This is a genomic window from Streptomyces himastatinicus ATCC 53653 (assembly GCF_000158915.1).
Taxonomy (GTDB): Bacteria; Actinomycetota; Actinomycetes; order Streptomycetales; family Streptomycetaceae; genus Streptomyces; species Streptomyces himastatinicus.
The window spans coordinates 2,317,763-2,341,410 of the sequence record NZ_GG657754.1 but is presented as its reverse complement, the minus strand read 5'-3'; the positions used below and the strand labels follow the sequence as shown (position 1 = coordinate 2,341,410).

The 23,648-nt window shown below is 71.5% G+C and carries 24 protein-coding genes and 1 pseudogene; 9 read left to right on the top strand and 16 right to left on the bottom strand.

All coding sequences use genetic code 11. The features are described 5' to 3' along the window. Positions 1–113: 113 nt before the first annotated feature. The 12 genes and pseudogenes from SSOG_RS09265 to sfnG form a co-directional block, all read right to left on the bottom strand. Positions 114–1,511, bottom strand: a complete 1,398-nt coding sequence (locus SSOG_RS09265) for an LLM class flavin-dependent oxidoreductase (protein ID WP_009713955.1) — start codon at positions 1,509–1,511, stop codon at positions 114–116. Continuing rightward, entirely contained in the window at positions 1,511–2,344 is an 834-nt protein-coding gene (locus SSOG_RS09260; RefSeq protein ID WP_050799825.1) for a carbohydrate ABC transporter permease, read from the bottom strand. Before SSOG_RS09260 ends, SSOG_RS09265 begins: the two co-directional genes overlap by 1 nt. Further along, on the bottom strand, positions 2,341–3,228 hold the full coding sequence (locus SSOG_RS09255) for a carbohydrate ABC transporter permease (protein WP_009713953.1): 888 nt from the start codon (positions 3,226–3,228) through the stop codon (positions 2,341–2,343). Before SSOG_RS09255 ends, SSOG_RS09260 begins: the two co-directional genes overlap by 4 nt. Before the next feature lie 6 nt (positions 3,229–3,234). Beyond that, the gene (locus SSOG_RS09250) at positions 3,235–4,578 is read right to left on the bottom strand and encodes an ABC transporter substrate-binding protein (protein ID WP_009713952.1); all 1,344 of its coding nucleotides are present in this window, start codon (positions 4,576–4,578) and stop codon (positions 3,235–3,237) included. A gap of 160 nt (positions 4,579–4,738) precedes the next feature. Continuing rightward, positions 4,739–5,104, bottom strand: a pseudogene (locus SSOG_RS55795) (acyl-CoA dehydrogenase family protein); the annotation flags it as partial. After that, positions 5,101–5,805, bottom strand: a complete 705-nt coding sequence (locus SSOG_RS55790; RefSeq protein WP_245606257.1) for an acyl-CoA dehydrogenase family protein — start codon at positions 5,803–5,805, stop codon at positions 5,101–5,103. The pseudogene SSOG_RS55795 and the gene SSOG_RS55790, both read right to left, overlap by 4 nt. A gap of 38 nt (positions 5,806–5,843) precedes the next feature. After that, on the bottom strand, positions 5,844–7,031 hold the full coding sequence (locus tag SSOG_RS09235) for an SfnB family sulfur acquisition oxidoreductase (RefSeq protein ID WP_009713950.1): 1,188 nt from the start codon (positions 7,029–7,031) through the stop codon (positions 5,844–5,846). Next, the gene (locus SSOG_RS09230) at positions 7,031–8,191 is read right to left on the bottom strand and encodes an LLM class flavin-dependent oxidoreductase (protein WP_009713949.1); all 1,161 of its coding nucleotides are present in this window, start codon (positions 8,189–8,191) and stop codon (positions 7,031–7,033) included. The genes SSOG_RS09235 and SSOG_RS09230 overlap by 1 nt, the downstream gene beginning before the upstream one ends. 36 nt (positions 8,192–8,227) lie before the next feature. After that, the gene (locus SSOG_RS09225; RefSeq protein WP_009713948.1) at positions 8,228–9,427 is read right to left on the bottom strand and encodes an SfnB family sulfur acquisition oxidoreductase; all 1,200 of its coding nucleotides are present in this window, start codon (positions 9,425–9,427) and stop codon (positions 8,228–8,230) included. Between the two features lie 6 nt (positions 9,428–9,433). After that, positions 9,434–9,988: an NADPH-dependent FMN reductase gene (gene ssuE, locus SSOG_RS09220; RefSeq protein ID WP_009713947.1), complete on the bottom strand. Its 555-nt coding sequence runs from the start codon at positions 9,986–9,988 to the stop codon at positions 9,434–9,436. A gap of 42 nt (positions 9,989–10,030) precedes the next feature. Beyond that, positions 10,031–11,248 carry an acyl-CoA dehydrogenase family protein gene (locus SSOG_RS09215; protein ID WP_009713946.1) on the bottom strand — a complete coding sequence of 406 codons (1,218 nt, stop codon included), beginning with the start codon at positions 11,246–11,248 and terminating at the stop codon, positions 10,031–10,033. A 30-nt stretch (positions 11,249–11,278) separates the two neighbouring features. Then, on the bottom strand, positions 11,279–12,418 hold the full coding sequence (gene sfnG / locus SSOG_RS09210; protein ID WP_009713945.1) for a dimethylsulfone monooxygenase SfnG: 1,140 nt from the start codon (positions 12,416–12,418) through the stop codon (positions 11,279–11,281). A gap of 546 nt (positions 12,419–12,964) precedes the next feature. Between sfnG and SSOG_RS09205 the strand changes: the two genes are divergently transcribed. Continuing rightward, entirely contained in the window at positions 12,965–13,873 is a 909-nt protein-coding gene (locus tag SSOG_RS09205) for a LysR family transcriptional regulator (protein ID WP_039940851.1), read from the top strand. Here SSOG_RS09205 and SSOG_RS09200 read toward each other — a convergent pair. Together SSOG_RS09200 and SSOG_RS09195 are read right to left on the bottom strand one after the other, a co-directional pair. Next, positions 13,860–14,822: an LLM class F420-dependent oxidoreductase gene (locus SSOG_RS09200; protein ID WP_009713943.1), complete on the bottom strand. Its 963-nt coding sequence runs from the start codon at positions 14,820–14,822 to the stop codon at positions 13,860–13,862. The two genes, SSOG_RS09205 and SSOG_RS09200, sit on opposite strands and share 14 nt — an antisense overlap. A 74-nt stretch (positions 14,823–14,896) precedes the next feature. After that, positions 14,897–15,550, bottom strand: a complete 654-nt coding sequence (locus SSOG_RS09195; RefSeq protein WP_039936992.1) for a polysaccharide lyase family 7 protein — start codon at positions 15,548–15,550, stop codon at positions 14,897–14,899. Positions 15,551–15,676: 126 nt separating this feature from the next. Here SSOG_RS09195 and SSOG_RS09190 point away from each other — a divergent pair, with 126 nt between their 5' ends. Further along, entirely contained in the window at positions 15,677–16,213 is a 537-nt protein-coding gene (locus SSOG_RS09190) for a DinB family protein (protein WP_039936990.1), read from the top strand. Here the strand turns inward: SSOG_RS09190 and SSOG_RS09185 are convergent. Beyond that, entirely contained in the window at positions 16,205–16,618 is a 414-nt protein-coding gene (locus SSOG_RS09185) for a winged helix-turn-helix transcriptional regulator (RefSeq protein ID WP_009713940.1), read from the bottom strand. The genes SSOG_RS09190 and SSOG_RS09185 overlap by 9 nt on opposite strands. 86 nt (positions 16,619–16,704) lie before the next feature. On the opposite strand from SSOG_RS09185, the gene SSOG_RS09180 reads away from it, so the two are divergent. Continuing rightward, positions 16,705–17,571 (top strand): alpha/beta fold hydrolase, encoded by an 867-nt coding sequence (locus SSOG_RS09180; RefSeq protein WP_009713939.1) that lies wholly within the window; start codon positions 16,705–16,707, stop codon positions 17,569–17,571. Then, entirely contained in the window at positions 17,571–17,810 is a 240-nt protein-coding gene (locus SSOG_RS57885) for a hypothetical protein (protein ID WP_009713938.1), read from the top strand. The genes SSOG_RS09180 and SSOG_RS57885 overlap by 1 nt, the downstream gene beginning before the upstream one ends. A gap of 45 nt (positions 17,811–17,855) precedes the next feature. Here the strand turns inward: SSOG_RS57885 and SSOG_RS09170 are convergent, their stop codons facing one another. Then, entirely contained in the window at positions 17,856–19,328 is a 1,473-nt protein-coding gene (locus SSOG_RS09170; RefSeq protein ID WP_039936986.1) for an MFS transporter, read from the bottom strand. 103 nt (positions 19,329–19,431) lie between these two features. Here SSOG_RS09170 and SSOG_RS09165 point away from each other — a divergent pair, with 103 nt between their 5' ends. The 5 genes from SSOG_RS09165 (at position 19,432) to SSOG_RS09150 (ending at position 23,583) form a co-directional block, all read left to right on the top strand. Beyond that, positions 19,432–20,274 (top strand): helix-turn-helix transcriptional regulator, encoded by an 843-nt coding sequence (locus SSOG_RS09165; protein ID WP_039936985.1) that lies wholly within the window; start codon positions 19,432–19,434, stop codon positions 20,272–20,274. Between the two features lie 40 nt (positions 20,275–20,314). Continuing rightward, positions 20,315–21,073: an alpha/beta fold hydrolase gene (locus tag SSOG_RS09160; protein WP_009713935.1), complete on the top strand. Its 759-nt coding sequence runs from the start codon at positions 20,315–20,317 to the stop codon at positions 21,071–21,073. Positions 21,074–21,234: 161 nt separating this feature from the next. Then, a complete protein-coding gene (locus tag SSOG_RS53415; protein WP_245606256.1) occupies positions 21,235–21,393 on the top strand; it encodes a hypothetical protein in 159 nt (52 codons plus the stop codon). A 49-nt stretch (positions 21,394–21,442) separates the two neighbouring features. Next, positions 21,443–22,135, top strand: coding sequence for a response regulator transcription factor (locus tag SSOG_RS09155; protein ID WP_009713933.1), 693 nt, complete (start codon positions 21,443–21,445; stop codon positions 22,133–22,135). Then, a complete protein-coding gene (locus SSOG_RS09150) occupies positions 22,132–23,583 on the top strand; it encodes a HAMP domain-containing sensor histidine kinase (protein WP_009713932.1) in 1,452 nt (483 codons plus the stop codon). Before SSOG_RS09155 ends, SSOG_RS09150 begins: the two co-directional genes overlap by 4 nt. Positions 23,584–23,648: the final 65 nt, after the last annotated feature.

Below are 23,648 nucleotides of genomic sequence, written 5' to 3'. Positions count from 1 at the left end.
TTGGCCCCCTGTCTCAATTCAGGCCTGCATTGAGCGGGAGAGTTTACCAAGGGCGTCCGGGTGTGCCGGTAACGATGCTGTAAGAGAAAGGAGGTGACAATAAATTGGGCGATTCATTCCGAAAAACCGGGCGAACTCAGGCGTGCGGCCCGTTCGCGGTGGCGGGCGGCCGGGTGGTCCTCGGGGACGCGGGGGGTGCCGGGGCCGTGGAGGTGTTCGCGGAGAGTGGCGCCCTCGTAGGAGTGGGGCATCCGGCCGCGGGCGCGGAGTTCGGGGACGACCAGGTCGACGAAGTCGGTGAAGGTGCCGGGGGTGGTGGCGTAGGCGAGGTTGAAGCCGTCGATGTCGGCTTCCTCGACCCACCGTTCGAGTTCGTCGGCCACCGTGTCCGGGGCGCCGACGACGACCGGGCCGATACCGCCGATGCCCAGGTAGCGGGCGACCTGGTCGGGGGTCCACTCGCGGGACGGGTCGGCGGTGGAGAAGATGGCCAGGGCGGAGCGGACCGCGTCGGTGTCCACGTAGGCCAGCGGCTCGTCCGGGTCGAGGGTGGACAGGTCCAGGCCGCTCCAGCCGCCGTAGAGGGCGAGCGCGCCCTCGTACGAGGCGTACGAGGCGAGGTCGGCGTGTTTGGCGCGGGCCTCCTCGTCGGTGGGCGCGGTGATGGCGGTGAGCAGGATGTAGATCTTCACGCCGTACGGGTCGCGGCCCTCGGCGTCGGCCCTGGCGCGGATGTCGTCCACGACGCGGCGGGTGGCCTCGGAGGTGACCGCGTTGATGAAGACGCCCTCGCCGTGGCGGGCGGCGAAGGCGCGGCCGCGCGGGGAGGCGCCCGCCTGGAAGACGACCGGGGTGCGCTGCGGGGAGGGTTCGCTGAGGAAGACGCCGGGGACGGAGAAGTGTTTGCCCTCGTGCGCGATGTCGCGGATCCGGGCGGGGTCGGTGAACAGCCCGCGCTCGGGGTCGCGGACCACCGCGTCGTCGTCCCAGGAGTACTCCCACAGTTTGTAGCAGACCTCCAGGAACTCCTCGGCCACCTCGTACCGGTCGTCGTGGGCGAGCTGTTCGCCGAGGCCGAGGTTGCGGGCGGCGCTGGCCAGGTAGGAGGTGACCACGTTCCAGGCGACGCGGCCCTTGGTGAGGTGGTCCAGGGTGGTGAGGGTACGGGCGAGCTTGTACGGCTGCTCGTACGTGAGCGACACCGTCACCCCGAAGCCCAGGTGGCGGGTGACGGCGGCCATCGCGGAGACCGCGGGCAGCGGATCGGACAGCGGGATCTGGGCGCCCTGGCGTACGGCCGCGTCGCGCGAGCCCTGGTAGACGTCGTACACGCCGAGCACATCGGCGATGAACAGCGAGTCGAAGCCACCGCGTTCCAGCAGCCGCGCCAGATCGGTCCAGTAGGACAGATCGGTGTAGCGGTGGGCCTGGTCGTCGGGGTGGCGCCACAGACCGGGCGACTGGTGGCCGACGCACGCCATGTCGAAGGCGTTGAGATGGATGCGGCGCATTACTTCACGGCTCCGGAGGACAGGCCGGCGACCAGCCACCGCTGGGCGGCCACGGCGAGGACGTAGACGGGCGCGATACCGACCAGCGAGACGACGGCCTGCTGGCCGAACTCGACGTTCTTGTCGCCCTGGAAGAGGGACAGCGCCACCGGCAGCGTCTGCGCGGTGCTGTCCTGGGCGAAACTCAGGGCGAACAGGAACTCGTTGTAGCTGAGGAAGAAGCAGATCAGGGCGGCCGCCGCGACCCCGGGCGCGATCAGCGGCAGCACGATGCGGCGCAGCCCGGCCCAGGCGCCGAGCCCGTCGAGCCAGGCGGCCTCCTCGATCTCCCGGGGCACCCGCCGTACGAAACCGTCCAGCAGCCAGATGGCCACCGGTACGTTGGCGAGCCCGTCGACCAGGGCGAGCCCGGCCACCGTGTTGTTCAGCTGGAGGTTCCGCAGCAGGAAGAACAGCGGGAGGATGGCGACGACCGGGGGAGCGGAGTAGCTGGACAGCACCAGCGCCGCCAGCCGCCCGCCACTGCGTCCCGCCCGCGCGGTGAAGTACGCGCCCGGCACCGCGATCAGCAGCGTGAGCACCACCGAACCGGCCGCCACCGTCCAGGAGTTGGCCATGTAGCGGCCCAGGTCGATGGCGCCGAAGGCATCGGGCCAGTTGCGCCAGAACACCCGGGACGGCAGCAGTCCGCCATTGAGCACGTCGTCCCGCGAGCGCAGGGACAGCGACACCACGTACAGCACGGGGACCACCGTGGCGAGGGCGATCAGCCCGAGCAGCACCGTGAGCCCGGCCCTGCGGCGGCGCCGCGCCCCGATACCGGCCGCGCTCATACGGCCACCTCCTCATGCCGCTTGCGGCGCAGTGCCACCACGCTGACCACCAGGCCGATGATCAGCGAGAAGAGCACGGTGGCGGCGGCCGCGGAGCCGACGTCGAACTCCTGGAGTGCGGTGCGCTGGATGTCGTAGGTGCTGGTCGTGGTGGAGAAGCCGGGGCCGCCCGCGGTGACCACGTACACGATGTCGAACACCTTGAAGCCGATGACCAGCTTCAGCGTCAGCACGGACAGCAGCGTCGGCTCGATGTACGGCAGCACCACCGAACGCAGCGTCCGCACCCGGCCCGCCCCGTCCAGCGCGGCGGCCTCCCGCAGCTCGTCCGGTACGCCGAGCAGCGCGGCGTACGCCAGCAGCATCACGAACGGCGTCCACTGCCAGCTGTCGATGACGATCAGGGTGACGAAGGCGCCGGTGCTCCCGCCCAGCGGGTTGACGCCGGGCAGCCCGAACTCGTGCAGCGCCCCGTTGAGCGCCCCGCCGACCGGGGCGAGCAGCAGTTTCCACGCCACCCCGACCATGACGGGCGGGGTGACCAGCGGCAGCAGCAGAACCGTGCCCAGCAGCCCGGGGCGCGCCGCCCGCGCCCGCAGCAGCAGCGCGAGCGCGGTGCCCAGCACCAGCTGGACGCAGGCGGCGGCCACCGCGAACACCACGGACCGCCACAGCGAACCGCTGAACGACTGGCTCTCCAGCGCCGAGTGGAAGTTGTCGAACCCGGTCCAGCGCCGCAACGGCTGGGCCAGCGTGGAGCTGGTGAAGGCGAGACCGATGAGATAGACGAGCGGATAGGCGGCGAACACCAGCAGGAACACCACCGAGGGCGCGGCCAGCGCGCGCGGCACGCGGAAGCGCGGTACGTGAGAGGCCCGGGACACGTGCGATCAGGTCTTCTTCAGGGTGGTGAGCCACGCCCGCTGCGTGTTCTCCAGGGCCTTCTTCGCGCTCTGCTTGCCCTGGAGACCGAGCGCCAGCTCGTCCACCAGCCCCTGGAGCAGCTGGGGCGACTTGGGCACGGTCGGCCACGGCAGCGGATCCCCGGCGAGCCCGGTGCGCACGACGTCGTACGAGTCGGGGGACGCCTTCTTGAACGCGTCGGCGTTGAGCGTGCTGGTGCGGATGGGGTCGGCGCCCGCGTCCGGCTTGCCCAGCACCAGCAGGTTCTGCTGCGCCGCGGTGGCCCACTTGATGAACGCGGCGGCGGCCTCCTTCTGCTTGGACGCCGTGGAGACGGCGAGCCCGAACCCGGCGTCCAGCGAGGTGCGCGGCTTGGTGTTGTCGCCGCCCACCGGGAGGGTGGTGACGCCCCACTTGCCGACCACCTTGGACTGCTTCGGGTCCTCGGCGCGCTTGGCGAAGTCGGTCCAGAAGTCGAGCATCGCGCCCTTGCCGTCGAGGAACGCGGGCGTCGCCTGGTCGAAGCCGATCTGGAGCGGGGAGGGCAGGGCGTGCGGGGCGGCGTCGAAGAGCGCCTGGGCGGCGGCGATCGCCTCGGGGGAGGTGAGGGTCGGGGTACCGGAGCCGCCCTGGTCGAGGAAGGTGCCGCCGTATCCGGCGAGCCGGTTGGCGAAGTCGCAGCCGAGGATGACCGGCACCTGCTGGGCCTCGATGATGGTGCCGTAGTACTTGCCCTTGGCGTCCTTGGTGATCTTCTCGGCGATGTGCTGGTAGTCGTCCCAGGTCTTGGGCGGCTCGACCTTGTGCCGTTCGAAGAGCTCGGTGTTGTAGAAGAGGATGTGGGTGTCCCCGTCGTACGGCAGGCCCCAGCGCTTGCCGTCCCACCGCGTGTACGTGTCGTACAGCGACGGCAGGAAGTCGGACTCCTCGATGTCCTTGTGCGCCCTGATGTACGCGGTCAGATCCTCGATGACCCCGCCCTGGGCCAGGGTGCCGACCGCCGCGTACCAGTACATGAACACATCGAACTGGCCCGCCCCGGACTGCACGTCGAGCGTGGCCTTCGAGGTGAGCTTGTCGTACGGCACCGGCGTGACCTTGAGCTTGGCGCCGGTGGCCTCCTCGAAGGGGCCCGCGAGGTAGTGGAACGACAGGGCGTTGGGCTGGTTGGCCAGGATCTTGAGGGTGACGCCGTCCAGATCGGGCTTGGCGGTCGGGTCCAGTGCGTCGCCCTGCGCGGTGCCGCAGGCGGTCAGCAGCGGTCCGGCGGCGGTGAGGGCGGCGGCGCCGGTGGTGGCGCGGAGGAGCTGTCTGCGGGAGAGCGGGGACATGGCACGGATCCTTGGGGTTCAGGTGTAGAGCGTGAACGGCGGATGGGCGCCGTTGAGGAAGTGCCCCGCCGACCTCGCGCAGCTTGTAGGCCACCGGGTCGTGCAGCGTGTGGGTGCGGGCGTTGCGCCAGTACAGGTCGAAGCCGTGACCGGAGGCGGTGGCGCGGGCGCCGGTCACCTCCAGGACGCGGGCGGTGATGTCCAGGGCGGCCTTGGTGGCGGCCACCTTGGCGGTGGCGACGGTGACGGCGATCTCGCCGCGCTCCTCGCCGGTCAGCTCGGGACCCCGGTCCAGGCCGCGCCGGACGGCCTCCACCGCCTCGTCGGCCAGGGCCCGGGTGGCGCGGGCGGAGACGGCCAGCTCCCCGTAGGTGGCGAGCACATACGGGTCCTGGGTCGCCGACGCCACTCCGGACAGCGGCCAGGGGCGGGTGGTGGTACGGGTGTACTCCGCGGCGGCGGCGAGCGCGCCCTCCGCGATGCCGAGGTAGAAGTGGACGAAGACCAGCTGGATGGCCGGGGTCACCAGGGTGGCGAACGGGGACAGCACGCCGTCGTCCTGCGAGAGCGAGCCCAGGACGTCGTCCGCCGCCACCGGCACCGCGTGGAACTCCACGCTGCCGCTGGCCGACAGCCGCTGCCCGAAGTTGTCCCAGTCGTCGTTGCGTACGACACCGGGGTGCTCGGGGTCGACGAACACGACCAGCGGCTCACCGGTGTCCGCGCGGGTCGCGCCGACCACCAGCCGGTCGGCGACCCGGGCGCCGGTGGCGAACGTCTTCCGCCCGTCGAGGCGGAAGCCCGTACCCCTCGGGCCCGTGGGAGTGAGCACCACGTCCGGGTCGCGCGGGTTGAACGCGCCGCCCCACAGCCAGCGGCCCTCGGCGGCGGCGCGCTCCACCCGCTCGGTGTGCGCCGCGTCGCCGAAGAAGCGCACGTTCCACGACAACAGGTAGTGGTAGCCCAGGAGTTGCCCGATCGACCCGTCACCGCGGCGATCTCGCGGATGACGGCGTAGGCGGTACGCCAGTCGGCGCCCCCGCCACCGCGCTCGGCCGGGATCAGCAGGGTCAGCAGCCCGGCGTCGCGCAGCCGGGCGGCCTCGTCGTGGGGCGGGCGGTTCGCCCGGTCCCGTTCGACGGCGTCCCGCGCCAGGCCGGCGGCGACCTCACGGGCGGTGGCGAGCCACTGCTCGTGGGTGGCCGGGGGTGACAGGGTGGTGCTCATGGCCGCGCTCCTCCTGGTACGACTCGGACTGGCAGGACTCAGACGATGCCGTTGGCGGGTGGGGTGACGCCGTTGAGGGCGTGGTTGCCGAGGTGCTGGATCTTCCAGCGGCGTGGGTCGTGCAGGGTGTGGGTGCGGGCGTTGCGCCAGTGCCGGTCGAGGTTGCCGCCGCGCAGCGCGGACCGGGTGCCGATGAGCGCGAACACCTCGCTGGCGACCGTCACCGCGGCGGTGTCGGCCTGGGCGCGGGCCGCGGTGACCGCGATCGACGCCTCACCGGCGAGCGGTTCGTCGCCCGGTGCGCCGCGGGCCGCGTCGATGGCGGCCCCGGCCCGCTCCAGCAGCGCTTCGGCGGACCGTACGAGCAGGGCGAGCTCGCCGAACTTCTGGATCACCAGCGGCTCCCCGGCCGCCCGGTCGGCCCCCGACTCGCCCCAGGGACGGGCGACGGTACGGATCAGCTCACCGCCCTCCTCCAGCGCGGCCCGGGCGATCCCGGTGTCCACGGCCGCGTGGAGGTACTGCCCGAACGCGCCGAACACCTCGGGCCGCTCGAAGGTCAGATGGTGCGGCACCACCCGCTCCTGCGGTACGTGCACATCGTCCAGCCGTACGGTGCCGCTGGCCGTGGTGCGCTGGCCGATCCCGTCCCAGTCGTCCACCACGGTCAGCCCGGGCGCGTCGTGCGGCAGGAAGGCGGCGGTGAGACGGTCCTCCGGGCCGAGCGCGAACACCGGCACCCAGTGCGCGAACAGCGCCCCGGTGGCGTAGTCCTTGGTCCCCGTCAGCCGGAAACCGCCCGCCACCGGATCCGGGACCAGCCGGGTGGCGAACTCCAGGGCGTGCCGGGTGCCCTTCTCCGCCAGCGCGTTGCCGAACCGGCGCCCGGCCAGCAACTCGCCGTAGAAGAAGGCGCGTTGCTCCTCGGTGCCGTTCTCCTTCAGGACCTCCACGAAGAAGAAGTGGTTCTGTGGAATCTGCCCGATGCTGGAGTCGGCCGCCGACAGCAGCCGGATGACCTCGCCGAGCGTACGGGCGCCCACCCCGGCGCCACCGTGCGCACGCGGCACGGTGACGCCCAGCAGCCCCGACTCCGAGAGCGCGTCGAGTTCGGCGCGCGGCAGCCTGCGGTCCGCGTCGCGCCGGGCCGCGCCCGTACGGAACCCCTCGGCGAGCTTCGCCGCCACCCGGGCCGCCTCGGCCTCGGTGGCGATCACGTGGGCCATCATCGGCTCCCTGACGCGGCGAACGGCACCTGCGCGGCGGGCTGCGGGGCGGTGGTGGGGCGCGCCGGATGCGTCCACAGCCCCTGCTGCTGCAAGCGGGGCAGCACGCCCTCGCCGAACCAGTACGCCTCCTCCAGATGCGGATAGCCGGACAGCACGAACTCGTCGATCCCGATCCGGTGGTACTCCGCGATCCGCTCCGCCACTTCCTCATGGCTGCCCACCAGCGCCGTACCGGCGCCGCCGCGCACCAGGCCGATGCCCGCCCACAGATTGGGGTGGATCTCCAGCCCGTCCCGGCCGCCGCCGTGCAGCGCCAGCATGCGCTTCTGCCCCTCGGACTCGCTGCGCCCGAGCCCGGCCTGGACGGACTTCACCGTCTCCGGGTCGAAGCCGTCCAGCAGCCGCCGCGCCTCCGCCCACGCCTGCTCGCTGGTGTCGCGGGTGATGACGTGCAGCCGGATGCCGAAGCGGATCTTGCGGCCCTCCTTGGCCGCGAGACCCCGGACCCAGGCGATCTTCTCCGCGACCTGGGCGGGCGGCTCGCCCCAGGTGAGGTACACATCCACATGGCGCGCCGCCACCTCACCGGCGATGGGGGAGGAGCCGCCGAAGTACACCTCCGGCACCGGGTCGGGCAGCCGGGCCAGCGAGGCGTCCGCCACCTGGAGGTGCTCGCCCGCATGATCCACGGTCTTGCCGTCCCACAGCCCGCGCACGATCTCCAGGAACTCATCGGTGCGCCGGTAGCGCCCCTCCTTGTCGAGGAAGTCGCCGTACGCCCGCTGCTCATGGCTCTCGCCCCCGGTGACCACGTTCAGCAGCAGTCGGCCGTTCGTCTGCCGCTGGTACGTCGAGGCCATCTGCGCGGCGAGGGTGGGGGAGACGAAGCCCGGGCGGAACGCCACCAGGAACTTCAGCCGCTCGGTGTTCTGGCTGACCATCGCGGTCGTCAGCCACGCGTCCTCGCACCATGCCCCGGTCGGCGTCAGCGCCCCGACGAAGCCCAGGTCCTCGGCGGCGCGGGCGATCTGGGTGAGGTAGCCGACGGACGGCGGACGGTCGCCACCGGCCGCGGTGACGGGCGTTCCGTGACCGCCGCCGACGACATGGCGGCTGTCGCCGTTGGTGGGCAGGAACCAGTGAAAGGTGAGGGACATGGATGCGGCTCCGATCAGGGATTTTCGTGAGGGGGGTTACAGAAGGCCGTGCCGGGGCGGCCGGGTGCCGTTCAGCACGTAGCGGCCGATGTGCTGGACCTTCCAGCGGGGCGGGTCGTGCAGGGTGTGGGTGCGGGCGTCCCGCCAGTGGCGGTGGAGGTTGAGGAAGTCCAGTGCCGAGCGGGTGCCGGACACCTCGAAGAGCGCGCTGCCCGCCTCCACCGCGGCCGCGGCCGCCGACACCTTCGCGGTGGCCACGGCGATGGACGCCTCGGCCGCGGTGTCCTCGGTGAGATCCGCACGGGCGGCGTCCACCGCCCGCGCGGCGGCGGACAGCAGCGCCTCGGCCGCCCGCACCTGGATCGCCAGTTCGCCGAAGCGCTGGATGAGCAGCGGGTCCTCGGCGGCCGTCTCGAAGCCGCTCTCGAACCATGGACGGCTCTTGGTGCGCACGAACGCCACCGCCTCAGCGAGCGCGCCCGAGGCGATCCCCGCGTCGATGGCGGCGTGCAGCAACTGGGCTACGGCGCCGTGCAGTTGAGGGCCGCGGAAGGTGAGGTGATGCGGCACCACGCGGTCGGTTGGCACGTCCACGCCCTCCAGCCGTACGGTGCCGCTGGCGGTCGTACGCTGCCCCATGCCGTCCCAGTCGTCCACGACGCTCACCCCGGGCGCCTCCCGTGGCACATACGCCACGTACAGCTCCTCGTTGGCGCCGCGCGCCAGCACCGGGATCCAGTCGGCGAACAGGGCACCGGTGGAGTAGTGCTTGACGCCCGTCAGCTCGTACGAACCGTCGGGCCGTGGCTCCAGGCGGGTGCGGATGTCCTGGATGTGCTTCGTCCCCGCCTCCGACTGGGCGTTGCCGAACCGCCTGCCCGCCAGCACCTCGCCGAAGAAGAACGCCTGCTGCTCCGGCGTGCCCTGACGGCGCAGCACGTTGATGTACACGAAGTGGCTCTGCGGAATCTGGGCGAGGCTGGCGTCCGCGGCCGCCAGCAGCCGGAACACCTCGGCGAGGGTGACCGCCGAGACGTCCGCGCCACCGTGTTCGTCCGGCACGGTGATCGCCAGCAGCCCGGACGCCGACAGCCGGTCCAGCTCGGCGCGCGGCAGGGTGCGGTCCGCGTCGCGCCCGGCCGCGCCCGTACGGAACTCCTCGGCGAGCTTCGCGGCCACCTCCAGCGCCTCCGCGTCGTCGGCGATGCGGTGGGCGGTATCGGGGTCCCTGGTCATGGGTGTTCAGCTCGCCGCCGCGAGCAGGGGCTGATGGCCCAGCGCCACGGAGAACTGGTCGACGACCTGCTCCAGCGCCTCGGCCGCGCCGGGGGTCACGATCACCCCGCCGTCGGGGGTGGCGGTGATGTCCTTGTCGAGCGTGAACCAGCCCTGCACGATGTGCGCCGCGCCCATCGAGGACAGCACCGGCCGCAGCGCGTAGTCGATGGCCAGCACGTGCGCCGTGGTGCCGCCGGTGGCCAGCGGCAGCACTGTCTTGCCCGCCAGCGCGTACTGCGGCAGCAGATCCAGCAGGGACTTCAGCAGCCCGGAGTAGGCGGCCTTGTAGACGGGGGTGCCGACGACGACCCCGTCCGCCTGCTCGACCAGCGTCCTGGCCCGGACGATGTCCGGATGCGCGAAGTCGGCGCCGAGCAGGGCGGTGGCGGGGATGGTGCGGACGTCGAGCGGGATCACCTCATGGCCCTGGTCGGTGAGGCGCCCGTCGAGGTGGCGCAGCAGGCGGCCGGTGCGGGAGGTGGCGGAGGGGGAGCCGGAGATGGACAGGATGGTGGCCATGGTGATCCCTTTCGAGGAAGTGGCGAGCGGTGTGGCGGGCGGTCAGGAGTACCAGGTGGGTTCCGGGAGTTCGGCGGTCAGCACATGGCGGCCCACCTCGCGGCGCTTGTAGGCCACCGGGTCGTGCAGGGTGTGGGTGCGGACGTTGCGCCAGAAGCGGTCCAGGCCCTCGGCGGAGGCGGTGGAGCGGGCCCCGGTGACCTCGAAGATGCGGCTGGTCACCTCCAGGGCGACGTCGGTGGCCCGCGCCTTCACCGCGGCCACCCTGACCTCGAACTCGCCACGCGCCTGCTCGGTGACCGCGTCCGGGTCCTCGTGCAGCCGCTGCCCCTCGGCCGCCACGGTGTCCGCGAGCGCCTCGGCGGCCCACAGCTTGGCGGTGAGGTCGCCGTACGTGTCGATGACATGCGGCTCGTCGACCGCCGCGTCGAACCCGCCGTGCAGCCAGGACCGGGACTTGTGGCGGGTGTACACGGCCGCCGTCTCCAGCGCACCGGCCGCGATGCCCAGGTAGAAGGCGACGAAGACCAGCTGGATCGTCGGCACGTTGAGGGTGTTGTAGACGCGGGGCCGGAACTCCTTGTCCACGTATCCGGCGGCCGCCGCCCACGGGACCGTCACGCCGTCGAGCGTGACGCTGCCGCTCTCGGTGAGCCGCTGGCCGATGTTGTCCCAGTCGTCGTGGAAGGTCAGGCCCTCGCTGTCGGACGGGACGATGGCGAACACATGGCGATCGGTGCCTTCGAAGACCCCCTCCAGGACGGTGACGTCGGAGACCTTGCTGCCGGTGGAGAAGGACTTGTGGCCGGTGAAGGTGATGCTGTCGCCCTCGTCCCGGACGACCACGTCGTTGTCGCGCGGGTTGACGGCGCCACCGAAGAACCACTGGTTCCGGGCCGCGTCGGCCTCGACCTGCTCCCACTGCTCGCGGGTGCCGACCAGCCGGGCGGCCCAGTTCCACAGATAGTGATAGCCGAGCAGCTGCCCGATGGAGCCGTCGGCCTTGGCGATCTCCCGGACCACGCGGTACGCGGTCGGCCAGTCCTGGCCGCCTCCCCCGTGCGCGGCGGGGCCGAGGAGGGTGACCAGGCCCGAGTCCTTCAGCAGCTGGACCTCGGCGTACGGGGTGGCGCCGGCCTTGTCGCGGGCGGCCGCGTCGGTGGCCAGGACACCGGCGACCTCGGCGGCGCGCCCGATCCAGCCGTCGGCGTCGGTGGGGCGGGTACGGGTCTGCCAGTCGGTGCGGGTGGCGGTGCTCATGGGCGTTCCCTTCCGGGCGTGCGTACGGGATCAGATGAGGGCGGGCGCGGGCGCGGTGTCCGGCTGCTGTGCCTCCAGCTCGCGCACCAGCGGCAGCACGCGCTTGCCGAAGTACTCGACGTCCTCCAGGTAGTGGAGGAAGCCGAGGAGGAACAGATCGACGCCGAGCCGCTTGTAGGCGACGATGCGCTCGGCGATCTGCTCGGGGGTGCCGATCAGCCCGGTGCGGAAGCCGTCGTTGTACTGCACCAGGTCCTCGAAGCTGGAGTCCTGCCACATGCCCTTGCCGTCGGCGGTGGACTGCCCCGCCTGCTGCACCGCGTCGCGGAAGCCGTGCACGGCGTCGGAGTTGGCCTTGGAGACGATCTCGCGCAGGGTGTCGCGGGCCTCGGCCTCGGTGTCGCGGGCGATGAGGAACGCGTTGAGACCGAAGCGGGGCGCCGGACGGCCCGCGGTGGCGGCGGAGGCGCGCACGTCCCGGAGCTGCTCGGTGACGCCGTCGAAGTCCTTGCCGTTGCTGAAGTACCAGTCGGAGACCCGCCCGGCCATGGCGCGGGCCGCGGTGGAGTTGCCGCCCTGGAAGATCTCCGGATGCGGGCGCTCCGTGCTGTTCAGCGGCTTGGGCTTGAGCGAGAAGTCACGGATCCGGTAGAAGTCCCCGGCCACTTCGGCGTGGTCCTCGGTCCAGATGGTGCGCAGGGCGTGGATGAACTCCTCGGCGCGGCGGTAGCGCTCGTCGTGCTCCAGCCATGGTTCGCCGAGCGCGGTGAACTCGCCCTTGAACCAGCCGCTGACGACGTTCACCGCGAACCGCCCGCCGGAGAGCTGATCGGCGGTGGCGCCCAGCTTGGCCAGGACGCCCGGATGCCACAGCCCGGGGTGGACGGCGGCGATGACCTTCAGCCGCTGGGTGGCGAGCAGCAGCGCGAGGCTGAAGCTGGTCGACTCGTGCTGGTACTCGGCGCCGTAGCTGGCCATGTACCGCACCTGGCTGAGGGCGTAGTCGAAGCCGTTGTTCTCCGCGAGCACGGCCAGCTCGCGGTTGTAGTCGTAGCCCCAGTCGGTGCGCTGCTCGATGGTGCTGGTGACCAGACCGCCGCTGACATTGGGCACCCAGTAGGCGAACTGAAGCGGGTCGTTGCGGAATTCGGTGGCGGGATCTACGGGCATGGGGAACTCCCGGAATGTGCATACGGGCATGGCGAATCAGCGCCTGGCGGGGAATTCAGGCGCGCGCGGAAAACGGCCGACGCGCGGCGGTCAGGCGGTCATGCAGGCCGTCATGCGCGAAGGGTGGGTGACACGGAACGGCGGCAGGACGAGGACCTACGGCCGCGTGTCAGAGGCGGGGGGACAGCCCGGGACCTGGCAGGTCAGGGGGCTGAAGAAGGGGAGGGGTGGCGACGCGGAAAGGATCCGTCGCGTGCGCTCAGGCCCGACAGCAACAGGACGCGCTGGAGACACGCGCAAGGTCGACGTGGCGTCGCCGCGTGAGGTCCTGTCGATTCATGTCACCGATCCAACCAGTGAGGCAGCCGCCCGGTCAAGAAGACCGGGGCCGGATTCCATATCCCGGACACGGGCTGTGCTGCGGAAATACCGGAGCACCTGGTTCGACAGTACCCGGGAACCCGGCCGGGGAGTGAGTCGGTATTCATGAGGCCGTAATAGGGAATCCCTTGCACCCGCCTGACGGGCATGGTCATTCTTGCTGCCGTGCGGATCGAACAGCTCGAATACATCGCCGCGGTCACCCGGCTCGGCTCCCTGCGCGGGGCCGCCGAGGAACTGCATCTGTCCCAGCCCGCGCTGAGCGAGACCGTCCGCAACCTCGAACGTGAACTCGGCGTGGAACTCCTGGAGCGCAAGCGCTCCGGGGCGAAGATCAGCGACGAGGGGCGGGAGTTGCTGCCGCATATCGCCGGCGTCATCGAGGCGGTGGACCGGCTGCGCGACGCGGCCGGCGATCAGCACCGGGTGAGCCGCATGGTCCGGCTCGGCACGGTGAACACCGCGACGGTCCCGCTGCTGATCCCGGTCATCCGCGCGTTCCGCGCGACGCATCCGGTGACCCAGGTGGAGGTGGTCGGCGCCCAGCAGGGCGACATCCACCGGGCGCTCCTTGAGGGCAGCCTCGACCTGGGCCTGGTCAACTACCTCCGGGGCGACGACCTGCCGCCGGACTTCGAGACCACCGAGCTGCTGCGTGGCCGCCCCGTCGTCTGCGTACGCCCCGACAGTCCGCTCGCCGCCCGGTCATCGGTCGGCGCGGAGGATCTGCTGGGCGAGGGCGAGCCGCTGATCGTCATGCGCGCCGGGTACGTCATGCACCGCTACATCCACCGCCTCCTCGACGGCCGCGCGCCCTCCTTCTCGTACTCCACGGACGGCGCCGAGATGGGCAAGCTGATGGTCGCCGAAGGGCTCGGCGTCACCGTGCTGCCCGACTTCAGCGTCATCGGCGATCCGCTGGAGCGCGGCGGGGCCATCACCCACCGGCCCCTCGTGGGCGCCGACACCGACGTCCTGCTGGTCATCCAGCGCCGCCGCACCGCCTCCGTCCCGCGCGCCGTCCGCGACCTCCACCGGCTCTTTCTGCGGGGCGCCCGGGCTACAGCTCCCTGAGCGCGGGCAGCAGCCGCTTCTCGGCCCAGTCGAAGAAGGGCGCCTGGTGGTCCCCGCCGATCTGGACCAGGGCCACATCCGTGAAGCCCGCGTCCACGAAGGGGCGGATCTTCTCGGTGAACTCCGTGACGTCGTCGCCGCACGGGAGGGACGCGGCCACGTCCTCGGGCCGTACGTACTGCGTGGCGCCCTCGAAGGAGGCCGGACCCGGCAGCTCGGAGTTGACCTTCCAGCCGCCGCCGAACCAGCGGAACTGGTCATGGGCCCGGCTGACCGCCGCGTCCCGGTCGGTGTCGTACGCGATCGGCAGCTGCCCGATGCGCGGCTTCCCGCCGCCGCCGTGCCGCTCGAAGGCGTCCACCAGACCGGGCTTCGGCTCGGTGGCGATCAGCATGTCCGCCAGCTGTCCGGCCAGCTTGCAGGACGCCTCGCCGGAGGCGGCCAGCCCGATGGGCGGCGCCTCGTCGGGCAGATCCCACAGCTTGGCGGACTCGACGTCGAAGTGGGTGCCCCGGTGGTTGACGTAGCCGCCCCGGAACAGCTCGCGGATGATCTCCACGGCCTCCTCCAGCATCTCCTGCCGGATGTCGGCCGACGGCCAGCGCGTGCCCACGACGTGTTCGTTCAGGTTCTCGCCGGAGCCCAGGCCCAGCCGGAACCGGCCCTCGGACAGCAGCTGCATCGTGGCGGCCTTCTGCGCCACCACCGCCGGGTGGTAGCGGACACTCGGGCAGGTGACGAACGTCGTCAGCGGGATCCGCGACGTGGCCTGCGCGGCCGCCCCGAGCACACTCCAGGCGTAGGGGGAGTGCCCCTGGGACTCGAGCCACGGAAAGTAGTGGTCGGAGGTCACCGAGAAGTCGAAACCGACCTGCTCGGCCCGGACCACGTCCTCCACGAGCTGACGTGGTCCGGCTTGCTCGGTCATCATCGTGTATCCCCATCGCATGGCCCCCGGGTACCGGTTTGCCCCGCTTTCAAACCGGCCTCCACGGCCCTCATTGCCACCCGTTCCACCTGGGGTTACTTGCGGTAAAGGTGGACGTTCCGCACATAGCAGTCGGAGCGTGCGGACATCCCGTCGCGGCCGTACAGTCCGCACTTGAAGTAGTGGGTCCCCGCGCCGTGGTCCGCGTAGCTGACCTGGAACTCCCGGTTGACGAAGACGTGCACCGCGCGCGCGGTGGTGTCGTGCACGACGTTCAGCCGCAGCGTGGTGTCGTAGATCGGCCGGTAGATGACCTGATCGGTCTTGCCGTAGTAGGCGAGGCTGTTGTTGTTCATGGCCAGCGCCATGAACGCGGTCGCCTGCGTCGCCGCGCCGAAGACCTGGAAGACGCAGACCCGGTGCGCGGACGACTTCACCGTCATGTCGCACTCGAACTGCGCCTGGCCGGAGGTGTAGTCGTTCTTGAACCGCAGCTCGCTGCGGGGTCCCGAGTCCTGTCCCGGGAAGGTGCTCGGGTCGGAGTCGTAGACCCAGAAGTGGTGCTCCCCGGTGGAGCTGTCGTACGTGTGGCGCGTCGCGCCGGGCGGCTGGTGGACGGAGTATCCGGGGTTGATCTCCGTCCAGCCGGATCCGATGGGCGATGCCTGTGCGGGTGCCGCCGACAGGCCGACGCCCGTCAGCCCCAACCCGGTCGCGGCCGCGCCGCCGAGCAGTGTCCGTCTGCGCATGTCCACCCTCCAGTACTAAAGGTCCAGACCTGATGTAGCGTCAGGAAGCTAGGGCAAACATCGGATGTCGTCAAGGAGTTGGATAACCATTTCCCGAGTTGCGTAAGGGCGTGCCAGGGTCGGCAGATGACTGTTTCCCCTGCTTCCCGATGTGACTTGCTGCGCTGGCAGTTCGACCTGACCTGGTCACTCTTCGAATACCATCTGGAGCGACTGGAGCCCGGGGACTTCCTCTGGGAGCCCGCGTCCATCTGCTGGACGATGCGTCAGGCATCCGATGGCACCTGGGTGCCGGACTGGGCCGACGCCGAACCCGATCCCGTTCCGGTTCCCACCATCGGCTGGGTGAGCTGGCACATCGGCTGGTGGTGGAGCGTGACCATCGACCACGCCCGGGGACGGGAGCCCAGGGGGCGGACCGAGATCGTCTGGCCGGGCGGCGGCAAGGCGGCCATCGAGTGGCTGCGCGGTCTGCGCGACGACTGGCTGGCGGTGCTGGACGGGCTCGCCGACACCGAACTGGACGCCACCGCCCGGTTCCCCTGGCAGGACGACCCGCAGTACACCGTCGCCCATATGGTCGGATGGGTGAACGCCGAACTCATGAAGAACGTCACCGAGATCGGCCAACTCCGGCTGCTGCGCGCCGCGTCGTCAGGGTGACGTTCCGTTGGGCTCCTCGCTGAGCCGGTTGGCGCGGTCGATCTCGGCCATATGCTCCTCGGCCCACGCCCGGACCGCGGCCAGGGGCCCTTCCAGCGAGAGCCCCAGCGGGGTGAGCCGATAGTGCACGCGCGGCGGCACCGTCGGCTCCACCCGGCGGCCGACCAGGCCGTCCCGGGTCAGGCTCTGGAGCGTGGCGGAGAGCATCTTCTGCGACACCCCCGGCATCCGGCGCCGCAGCTCCGCGAAGCGCACCTCGTCCGGCGACGCCTCCGCCAGCACCTTGATGGCCATCGACGTCCACTTCGTGCCGATCCGGTCGAGCAGACGGCGGGTCGGGCACTGCGGGGAGAACAGATCGCCGCGCGCCCCCTCGGAGGCGGTCCCCGACGGGGAGGAGGTCACCTGAAGCTCACCACCTGAGGCAAAAGTGCGGTCTTGGCGGGCCCAGTCTAGGAACCTAGCGTTCCCTTGTCACCATTGGTAACCACCTGGGAGCCCTCGTGCCCGCCACCCCGCACCCCACCGTCGAACTGCGCCGCGTCACGGCGGGCGGTATCACCCTCAACGTCGCGCTCACCGGCGAAGGCCCCGCCGTCCTGCTGCTGCACGGCTTCCCGCACACCTGGGAGCTGTGGACCGACATCCTCGACGGCCTCGCCGCGCACCACCGCGTGATCGCACCGGACATGCGCGGCATCGGCGCGAGCGACCCCGCCGCGGACGGCTACGACGCCGGGACCCTCGCCACCGACGCCGAAGCGCTCCTCGAAGCCCTCGGCGAGACCTCCGCGACCGTGGTCGGCATCGACGCGGGAACCCCGCCCGCCTTCCTGCTCGCCATGCGCCGCCCCGAACTCGTCCGACGACTGGTGCTCATGGAGGCGCTGCTCGGCAGACTGCCGGGCGCCGAAGGGTTCCTCGCCCATGGGGCACCCTGGTGGTTCGGCTTCCACGCCGAACCGGGCCTCGCCGAGCACGTATTGCCCGGCCACGAAGCGCGCTACATCGACTGGTTCCTCGACTCCGGCACTCTCGGCCACGGGGTGCGCCCCGCCCTCCGCGACGCGTTCGTCCGCGCCCACACCGGGAGCGAGGCCCTGCGCCGCGCCTTCTCCTCGTACCGCGCGCTGGCCACCAGCGCACAGCAGATCCAGGCCGAGACGGACAGCGGCCGGCGCCTCACCATGCCCACGATGACCATCGGGGCCCACCCGGTGGGCACCGCACTCGAACACCAAGTGCGGCCCCTCGCCGACGACCTCACCGGCCATCTCATCGAGGACTGCGGCCACATCATCCCGCTCCACCGCCCCGATGCGCTGCTCGGCCTGCTGCGGCCCTTTCTCGCAACCTGATGGTGCGCGTTCAGCTGTCCCCGTCGTCCGCCGAGTTCTGGCCCGAACTCCGGTTGCTGCGCTTCGACGCGGTGCTCGCCACCTCGCTCACCGCCAGGGTCACCCTGGACACCCCGCGCACCCATCGCGGACTGTCACCCCGCGCCGCCCAGAAGACGCAGGCGCACCCTCCCACGACGAGCACGAGGACACCGACCAAGAGGAGCACGATCATGCACACCACTCTCCTTCTGTTGTGATCGCGTCATCCTCTCAGCCCTCCCGACAGGCTGTCCCCCGGCGTCTCACCGACGGGGACCGCCCGTGGCGCGCAGCCATCGCAGGGCCACGGCCCCCAGCACGGCATGCAGCAACCCGGCCACCACGGCGACGGTGTGCAGACCGGTGACGAAGGCCGCCTTCGCGTCGCGTGCCGCGGCGGGGGCGAGGCCGGGCAGCTGGAGGGTTTCATCGAGCGCGGGGGCGAGGCCGGGCCCCTGGAGCCGGAAGACCATCGTGGCGAGCGAGCCGAGGAGCGCGATCCCGAGGGCATTGCCGATCTCGTTGCTGGTCTCGGCGATCGCGCCCGCCGCCCCCGCCCGTTCCGCGGGGACCGCCGCGACCGCGGTGTCGGCGACGACGCTGAACGAGATGCCGAAGCCGACGCCCGCGAGCGCCGTCGACGCGACGTACCAGCCGACCCCGCCGGTGGTCGTGGTCGGCAGCAACAGCACCACACCGGCCGCGATGGAGAAGTGGCACACGATGAGCGCGGCCCGCTTGCCGAAGCGGCCGACGGCCATCGGCGTGACGACGCACGTGACGGTGAGGACGACCGCACCGGGCAGCGCCAGGAGCGCCGCGTGCAGAACGGTCAGGCCCAGGACCGACTGGAGATAGACTCCGGTCAGATACGCCGCCACCGACCACGCCGCCAGCGGCAGCAGACCGGTGATGACCGCGATCGTGAACACGCGGTCGCGGAAGAGCGAGAAGTCGATCAGCGGGTGGTCCAGGTGCCGCTGCCGACGCGCGAACCACACCAGCGACGCGGCGCCGAAGGCCATTGCCACGACCGGCGGCACCGACACCCCTTGCGCGGCCACGCGCTTGAGCCCGTAGACCGTGAGCAGCAGACCTCCGGCGGAAGTCACCAGGCTGAGCCTGTCGACCCGGCCGTGGCGCGTCTCGCGCACCTCGCCCAGCAGGACCGGCGCGACCGCGACGAACATGGCGATGACCGGGAGGTTGACCAGGAAGACCGACCCCCACCAGAACCGCTCCAGCAGCGCGCCGCCGACGATCGGACCCACCGCGAACCCCGCGGCGAACGCGGCCGCGAAGATGCCGATGGCCCGCGCCCGGAGCCGCGGCTCGGGGAACAGCTCGCTCAACACGGCCAGCGCCGAGGGCAGGAGCGTCGCCCCCGCCACGCCCATGACCGCCCGGCACACGATGAGAAGCTCCGGGCCCGGCGCGAACGCCGCCCCGGCGGACCCCGCGCCGAACACGGTCGCCCCGATCAGCAGCAGCTTCAGCCGTCCGTAGCGGTCGCCGAGGTTACCGAAGGCGATCAGCAGCGAGCCGACGGCGAAGCCGTACACATCCAGGATCCACAACGCCTGATCGGCGGTCGGGGTGAGGGCCTGGCTGATCCGTGGCATCGCCAGAAACAGGATCGATCCGTCCATGGAGACGAGGAGCACCGGTCCGAGGATCACCACAAGCCCGAGCCACGACCGCAGGCCGGGGGAGTGGTGCACACGCAGTTGAGTCATGGTGCCGACCGTCCTTCGGACCGGGCGCGGCAGCCATCCCCGTGCCGTGGGTATCCCCAGCAGGTACACCCACCAGCCGGCTCAGCGGCCTAGGCTCGAACACGTGGAGAACCTGGGTACGTTCCTCAAGCGCCGCCGTGACCGCATCACCCCGGCCGAGATCGGCCTGCGTACGTACGGCACCTGTCGGCGCGTCCCCGGTCTGCGGCGTGAGGAGCTGTCCCAGCTCGCCGGAATGAGCGCGGGCTACTACACCCGCCTGGAGCAGGGCCAGGCCGACACCGCCTCCGAGCAAGTCCTCGGTGCCCTCGCCCGGGTGCTCCGGCTCGACCGGGTCGAGACCGTCCACCTCCACAACCTCGCCCGGCAATCCGCGAAGTCCGGCCTCCGCGAACCGCCGCCGGAGCAGCCCCACCCGCGCGTCCTCGCCCTCCTGGAGTCCCTCGGCGAGGCCACCCCGGCGATCGTCCTCGGCCGACGGGGCGACGTCCTCGCCTGGAACCGCACCGGCAACGCCCTCGTGGCCGAGCACATCGCCTTCGACGCACCCCAGGACCCGGCCCGGCGCCCGTCGATCCCCCGGATGTTCTTCCTCGACCCCCTCACCCGCGACCTGCACCGCAACTGGCCCGAACTCGCCCGTATCCACGTCGCCTACCTGCGCCTCACCGCGGGCCGCCACCCCACGGACGCTCGCCTGGCCGAGCTGATCGGGGAAATCACGATGCGCAGCGACGACTTCGCGGCGATGTGGGCCACCGGCGATGTCGCCGACTGCACCACCGGCACCATGCGGCTGCGCCACTCCACGGTCGGCGCCCTGGACGTGTCCTACCAGGTCTGGCTACAGCCCGACAGCCCCGACCACCGGCTGGAGATCTACACCCCGGACGACCCGGCGTCCGCGGACGCGTTGCGTATCCTGGCGCACCAGGCGGCCGGATGAGGTGTGTCCTCGGGGCGTCATGTCCGCTACCGTCCGCCGAATGACTCTCTCTCACGATGTGTCGGGGAACGGCCCGGCCGTGGTGCTGCTGCACTCCTCGGTGTGTGACCGGCGCATGTGGGACCCGCAGTGGCCGGTGCTGGCCGCCGCCGGATACCGGGTGGTCCGGTGCGACTTCCGGGGGTTCGGCGACTCCCCGGCGGCCGACCGCCCGTACGGTGACGCCGCGGACGTCCTGGGCCTCCTGGACCACCTGGGCATCGAACGGGCCGCACTGGTCGGTTCCTCGTACGGCGGCCAGGTCGCCCTGGACGTGGCGGCCGCCCGCCCGGACGCCGTCACGGCCCTGGCACTGCTCTGCTCCGCGCTGCCCGGACACCCGCCCGGCCCCGCGCTGCGGTCCTTCGCCGAACGGGAGGACGCGCTCTTCGAGGCCGGGGACCTCACGGCAGCCGTCGAGCTGAACGTGGCGACGTGGCTGGGTCCGGAGGCCGGTGACGAGGCCAGGGAGCGCGTCCGACGGATGCAGCGGCACGCCTTCGAGGTGCAGCTGACGGCCGAATTCGCCCCCGCCGAGGCTCGGGTCGACCTGGCACGGATCGAGGCGCCCTGCCTGGCCGTATCGGGCGCCCACGACCTGCCGGACTTCCGCGAGATCGCCGCCCACTTGGCAGCCCGTATCCCCGGCGCCCGCCACCAGGAACTGCCCTGGGCAGGCCACCTGCCCAACCTGGAACGGCCCAGCGCGATCACCGACCTGCTGACCCGCTTCCTCCGCGAGACGGCCTCCGACAACTGAACGCCCGTGCTGCCGCAGGCACTCAGCCCCAGCCGTCGAGGGACACCTGCGCGCCACCGCCGAGGTACGGGGCGAGGGCGCTGCCGGTCGTCGATACGAACGCGTCCGGAATGGCATCTTGCCGACCGGGAGGTCCCACATGCCGGCTCGGCGGCCCCATCGTGCTACGGCGCACCGTCCTGGCCAACCGGGCCTTCGCCGACCCCGACGACCTGATCACCGCTGTCCGCCGTGGACTACGCACCCTCCAGTACCGTCCCGACGTCCTCGACGGCAAGAGCGCGGTCCCCAGCGACGCTCTAATCCTGGCCTCAGGTTGATCGGGGACAATGAGCGGCAAAAACATCGACTGGAAGGGGGCGGGCCGGCGTGCGGATCATGATCGCGGATGATGACCCGGCCATCCGTGAGTCGCTGGAGCGGGTGCTCCAGGTCGAGGGTTACGACACCAGCACCGTCACCAACGGTCTCGCCGTGCTCGACGGGGTCGGTGGGGCCAGCGGTGACACGCTGGATCTGCTGCTCCTCGACGTGATGATGCCCCGCCTCGGCGGGTTGGAGACCTGCCGGCGGTTGCGGGCCGCGGGTCGGGATCTGCCGGTGCTGATGCTGACCGCCCGTGACCAGGTCTCCGACCGGGTCACGGGGCTGGACGCGGGCGCCGACGACTACCTGCCCAAGCCGTTCGCCACCGAGGAGTTACTGGCCCGGGTGCGGGCCCTGCTGCGCCGGCGCACGCCGACCGACGGGGAGGCGCAGATCCTGTCGTTCGCCGACGTCCGGCTCGATCCCGACAGGTTCGAGGCGTGGCGGGGCGGGCGGCCGCTGCACCTGACCCGGACCGAGTTCTCCCTCCTGCAGGTCCTCATGCGCAACGCGAGCCGGGTCTTGACCCGCGACGCGCTGTTCGAGGCGATCTGGGGCTTCGGCATGAGCTCCACCGCCAACAACCTCCAGGTATACGTGAGCTACCTGCGCCGCAAGATGGAGGCCGAGGGTGAGCCGCGATTGATCTACACGCTGCGCGGCCTGGGATACACGTTGCGGGAGACTTCTCCGTGAGCAGGCCCGCCGGCCGGGAACCGCGCCGGCTGACCCGATGGTGGCGCCGGCGGTCCCTGCGGACCAGGCTGACGGTGATCGCGGCGACGGCCATCGCGGTCAGCGTGTTCGTGGCCTTCCAGGTGGCCAGCGAGCTACTGGACTGGGAGCTGCGGGACACCGCCGAGAATCAGCTACGCGCCGACTCCCGCGTCCTGGCGACGAACGCGGAGCGCGCCGGTCTGGCGCAGGTCCAGCTACCGCCGTATCCCGGATCCGGTCGGCTGGTGCGGGTCATCCTGCCCGACGGCTCGACCCGGACGCCGGCCGGCCAACCCGCGCTGCCCCCGGTCAGCGAGCACGCCGGGCGCGTGGCGCAGGGTGCGTCGGCCGACCTGATGGAGTCGAAGGACAGCGACGACGACGGCTACCGCATCTACACTCTGCGGGCGGGCGACGGCGCGGTCCAGGTGGCCCGCGTCGCCGACGACAGCCCGATCAACCGGTTCGGGTTGGGCATGCTGCTGATCGGGCTGCTCTGCGTGGTCGGCGGCGCCCTTGTCGGGCGGACCGTGGCGCGGACCGGGCTGGCACCGATCGACCGGCTGACCGCCACCGCGGTACGTGTCGCGCACACCCGGGATCTCGACGCCGACATCCCGGATGAGGGCGGTGGGGAGATCCGGCGGCTGATCCAGTCGATCAACGACATGCTCGCCGCGCTCCGGGACTCCCGACGGGCCCAGCGGCTGCTCGCCGAGGACGCCGCCCACGAGCTCAAGACCCCGCTCACCAGCCTGCGCCTCAACGCCGAGCTGCTGATCCGGCTCGATCGGCGCGGCACCCTGGACAGCGCACTGCCGACGGAGAGCCGGACCCGGCTGCTCAACGATCTCGGCGCCCAGGTGGCCGAGTTGAGCACCCTTGTCGCCGAACTGACCGACCTGGCGCGCGGTGACGTCAGCGACGAGAGCACCGAGGTGCTCGACCTCGCCGACGTGGTGGTGGCCGCCGCGACCCGGGCGCGTTCCCGCGTGCCCGACATCGAGGTCGCGCTCGACATGACCTCCGTGTGGGTGAGCGGGCGTCCCGCTGCGCTCGAGCGGGCGGTGCTCAACCTCATCGACAACGCCGGCAAGTGGTCCCCCGCGGACCAGCCGGTCCAGGTCCGGCTCCGTGCCGAGGGCGCGTCGGCGGTGCTCGAGGTCGACGACGCCGGGCCGGGCATCGACGCCGCCGACGTACCGCGGGTGTTCGACCGGTTCTACCGTGCCGACAGCGCCCGGGCGTTGCCGGGATCCGGTCTGGGGCTGTCGATCGTGCAGCGGGTCGTCGACGCCCACGGCGGCCGGGCCACCGTCGCCCGCTCCGCACGCGGTGGCGCGCTGCTTCGGGTCGACCTTCCGGCCGCGGCCCCGCCCGCCCCGATCGCGCGGCTCACCGCCGGGGATGACACCGCGGTGGGCTGACCCGCCCCGGCGGCGCGGCGCAGGACCAAAGGGCGGCGGGCCTCGGGCCCATGAAAAAGATCCGG

Coding starts and splice junctions, on each gene's coding strand:
- SSOG_RS09230 (WP_009713949.1), bottom strand. CDS start 8,191: ATGTCCCTCACCTTTCACTGGTTCCTGCCCACCAACGGCGACAGCCGC.
- SSOG_RS09250 (WP_009713952.1), bottom strand. CDS start 4,578: ATGTCCCCGCTCTCCCGCAGACAGCTCCTCCGCGCCACCACCGGCGCC.
- SSOG_RS09160 (WP_009713935.1), top strand. CDS start 20,315: ATGACTCTCTCTCACGATGTGTCGGGGAACGGCCCGGCCGTGGTGCTG.
- SSOG_RS09235 (WP_009713950.1), bottom strand. CDS start 7,031: ATGGCCCACGTGATCGCCACCGAGGCCGAGGCGGCCCGGGTGGCGGCG.
- ssuE (WP_009713947.1), bottom strand. CDS start 9,988: ATGGCCACCATCCTGTCCATCTCCGGCTCCCCCTCCGCCACCTCCCGC.
- SSOG_RS09195 (WP_039936992.1), bottom strand. CDS start 15,550: ATGCGCAGACGGACACTGCTCGGCGGCGCGGCCGCGACCGGGTTGGGG.
- SSOG_RS57885 (WP_009713938.1), top strand. CDS start 17,571: ATGGTGCGCGTTCAGCTGTCCCCGTCGTCCGCCGAGTTCTGGCCCGAA.
- SSOG_RS09265 (WP_009713955.1), bottom strand. CDS start 1,511: ATGCGCCGCATCCATCTCAACGCCTTCGACATGGCGTGCGTCGGCCAC.
- SSOG_RS09170 (WP_039936986.1), bottom strand. CDS start 19,328: ATGACTCAACTGCGTGTGCACCACTCCCCCGGCCTGCGGTCGTGGCTC.
- sfnG (WP_009713945.1), bottom strand. CDS start 12,418: ATGCCCGTAGATCCCGCCACCGAATTCCGCAACGACCCGCTTCAGTTC.
- SSOG_RS09200 (WP_009713943.1), bottom strand. CDS start 14,822: ATGCGATGGGGATACACGATGATGACCGAGCAAGCCGGACCACGTCAG.
- SSOG_RS09260 (WP_050799825.1), bottom strand. CDS start 2,344: ATGAGCGCGGCCGGTATCGGGGCGCGGCGCCGCCGCAGGGCCGGGCTC.
- SSOG_RS55790 (WP_245606257.1), bottom strand. CDS start 5,805: ATGAGCACCACCCTGTCACCCCCGGCCACCCACGAGCAGTGGCTCGCC.
- SSOG_RS09215 (WP_009713946.1), bottom strand. CDS start 11,248: ATGAGCACCGCCACCCGCACCGACTGGCAGACCCGTACCCGCCCCACC.
- SSOG_RS09225 (WP_009713948.1), bottom strand. CDS start 9,427: ATGACCAGGGACCCCGATACCGCCCACCGCATCGCCGACGACGCGGAG.
- SSOG_RS09190 (WP_039936990.1), top strand. CDS start 15,677: ATGACTGTTTCCCCTGCTTCCCGATGTGACTTGCTGCGCTGGCAGTTC.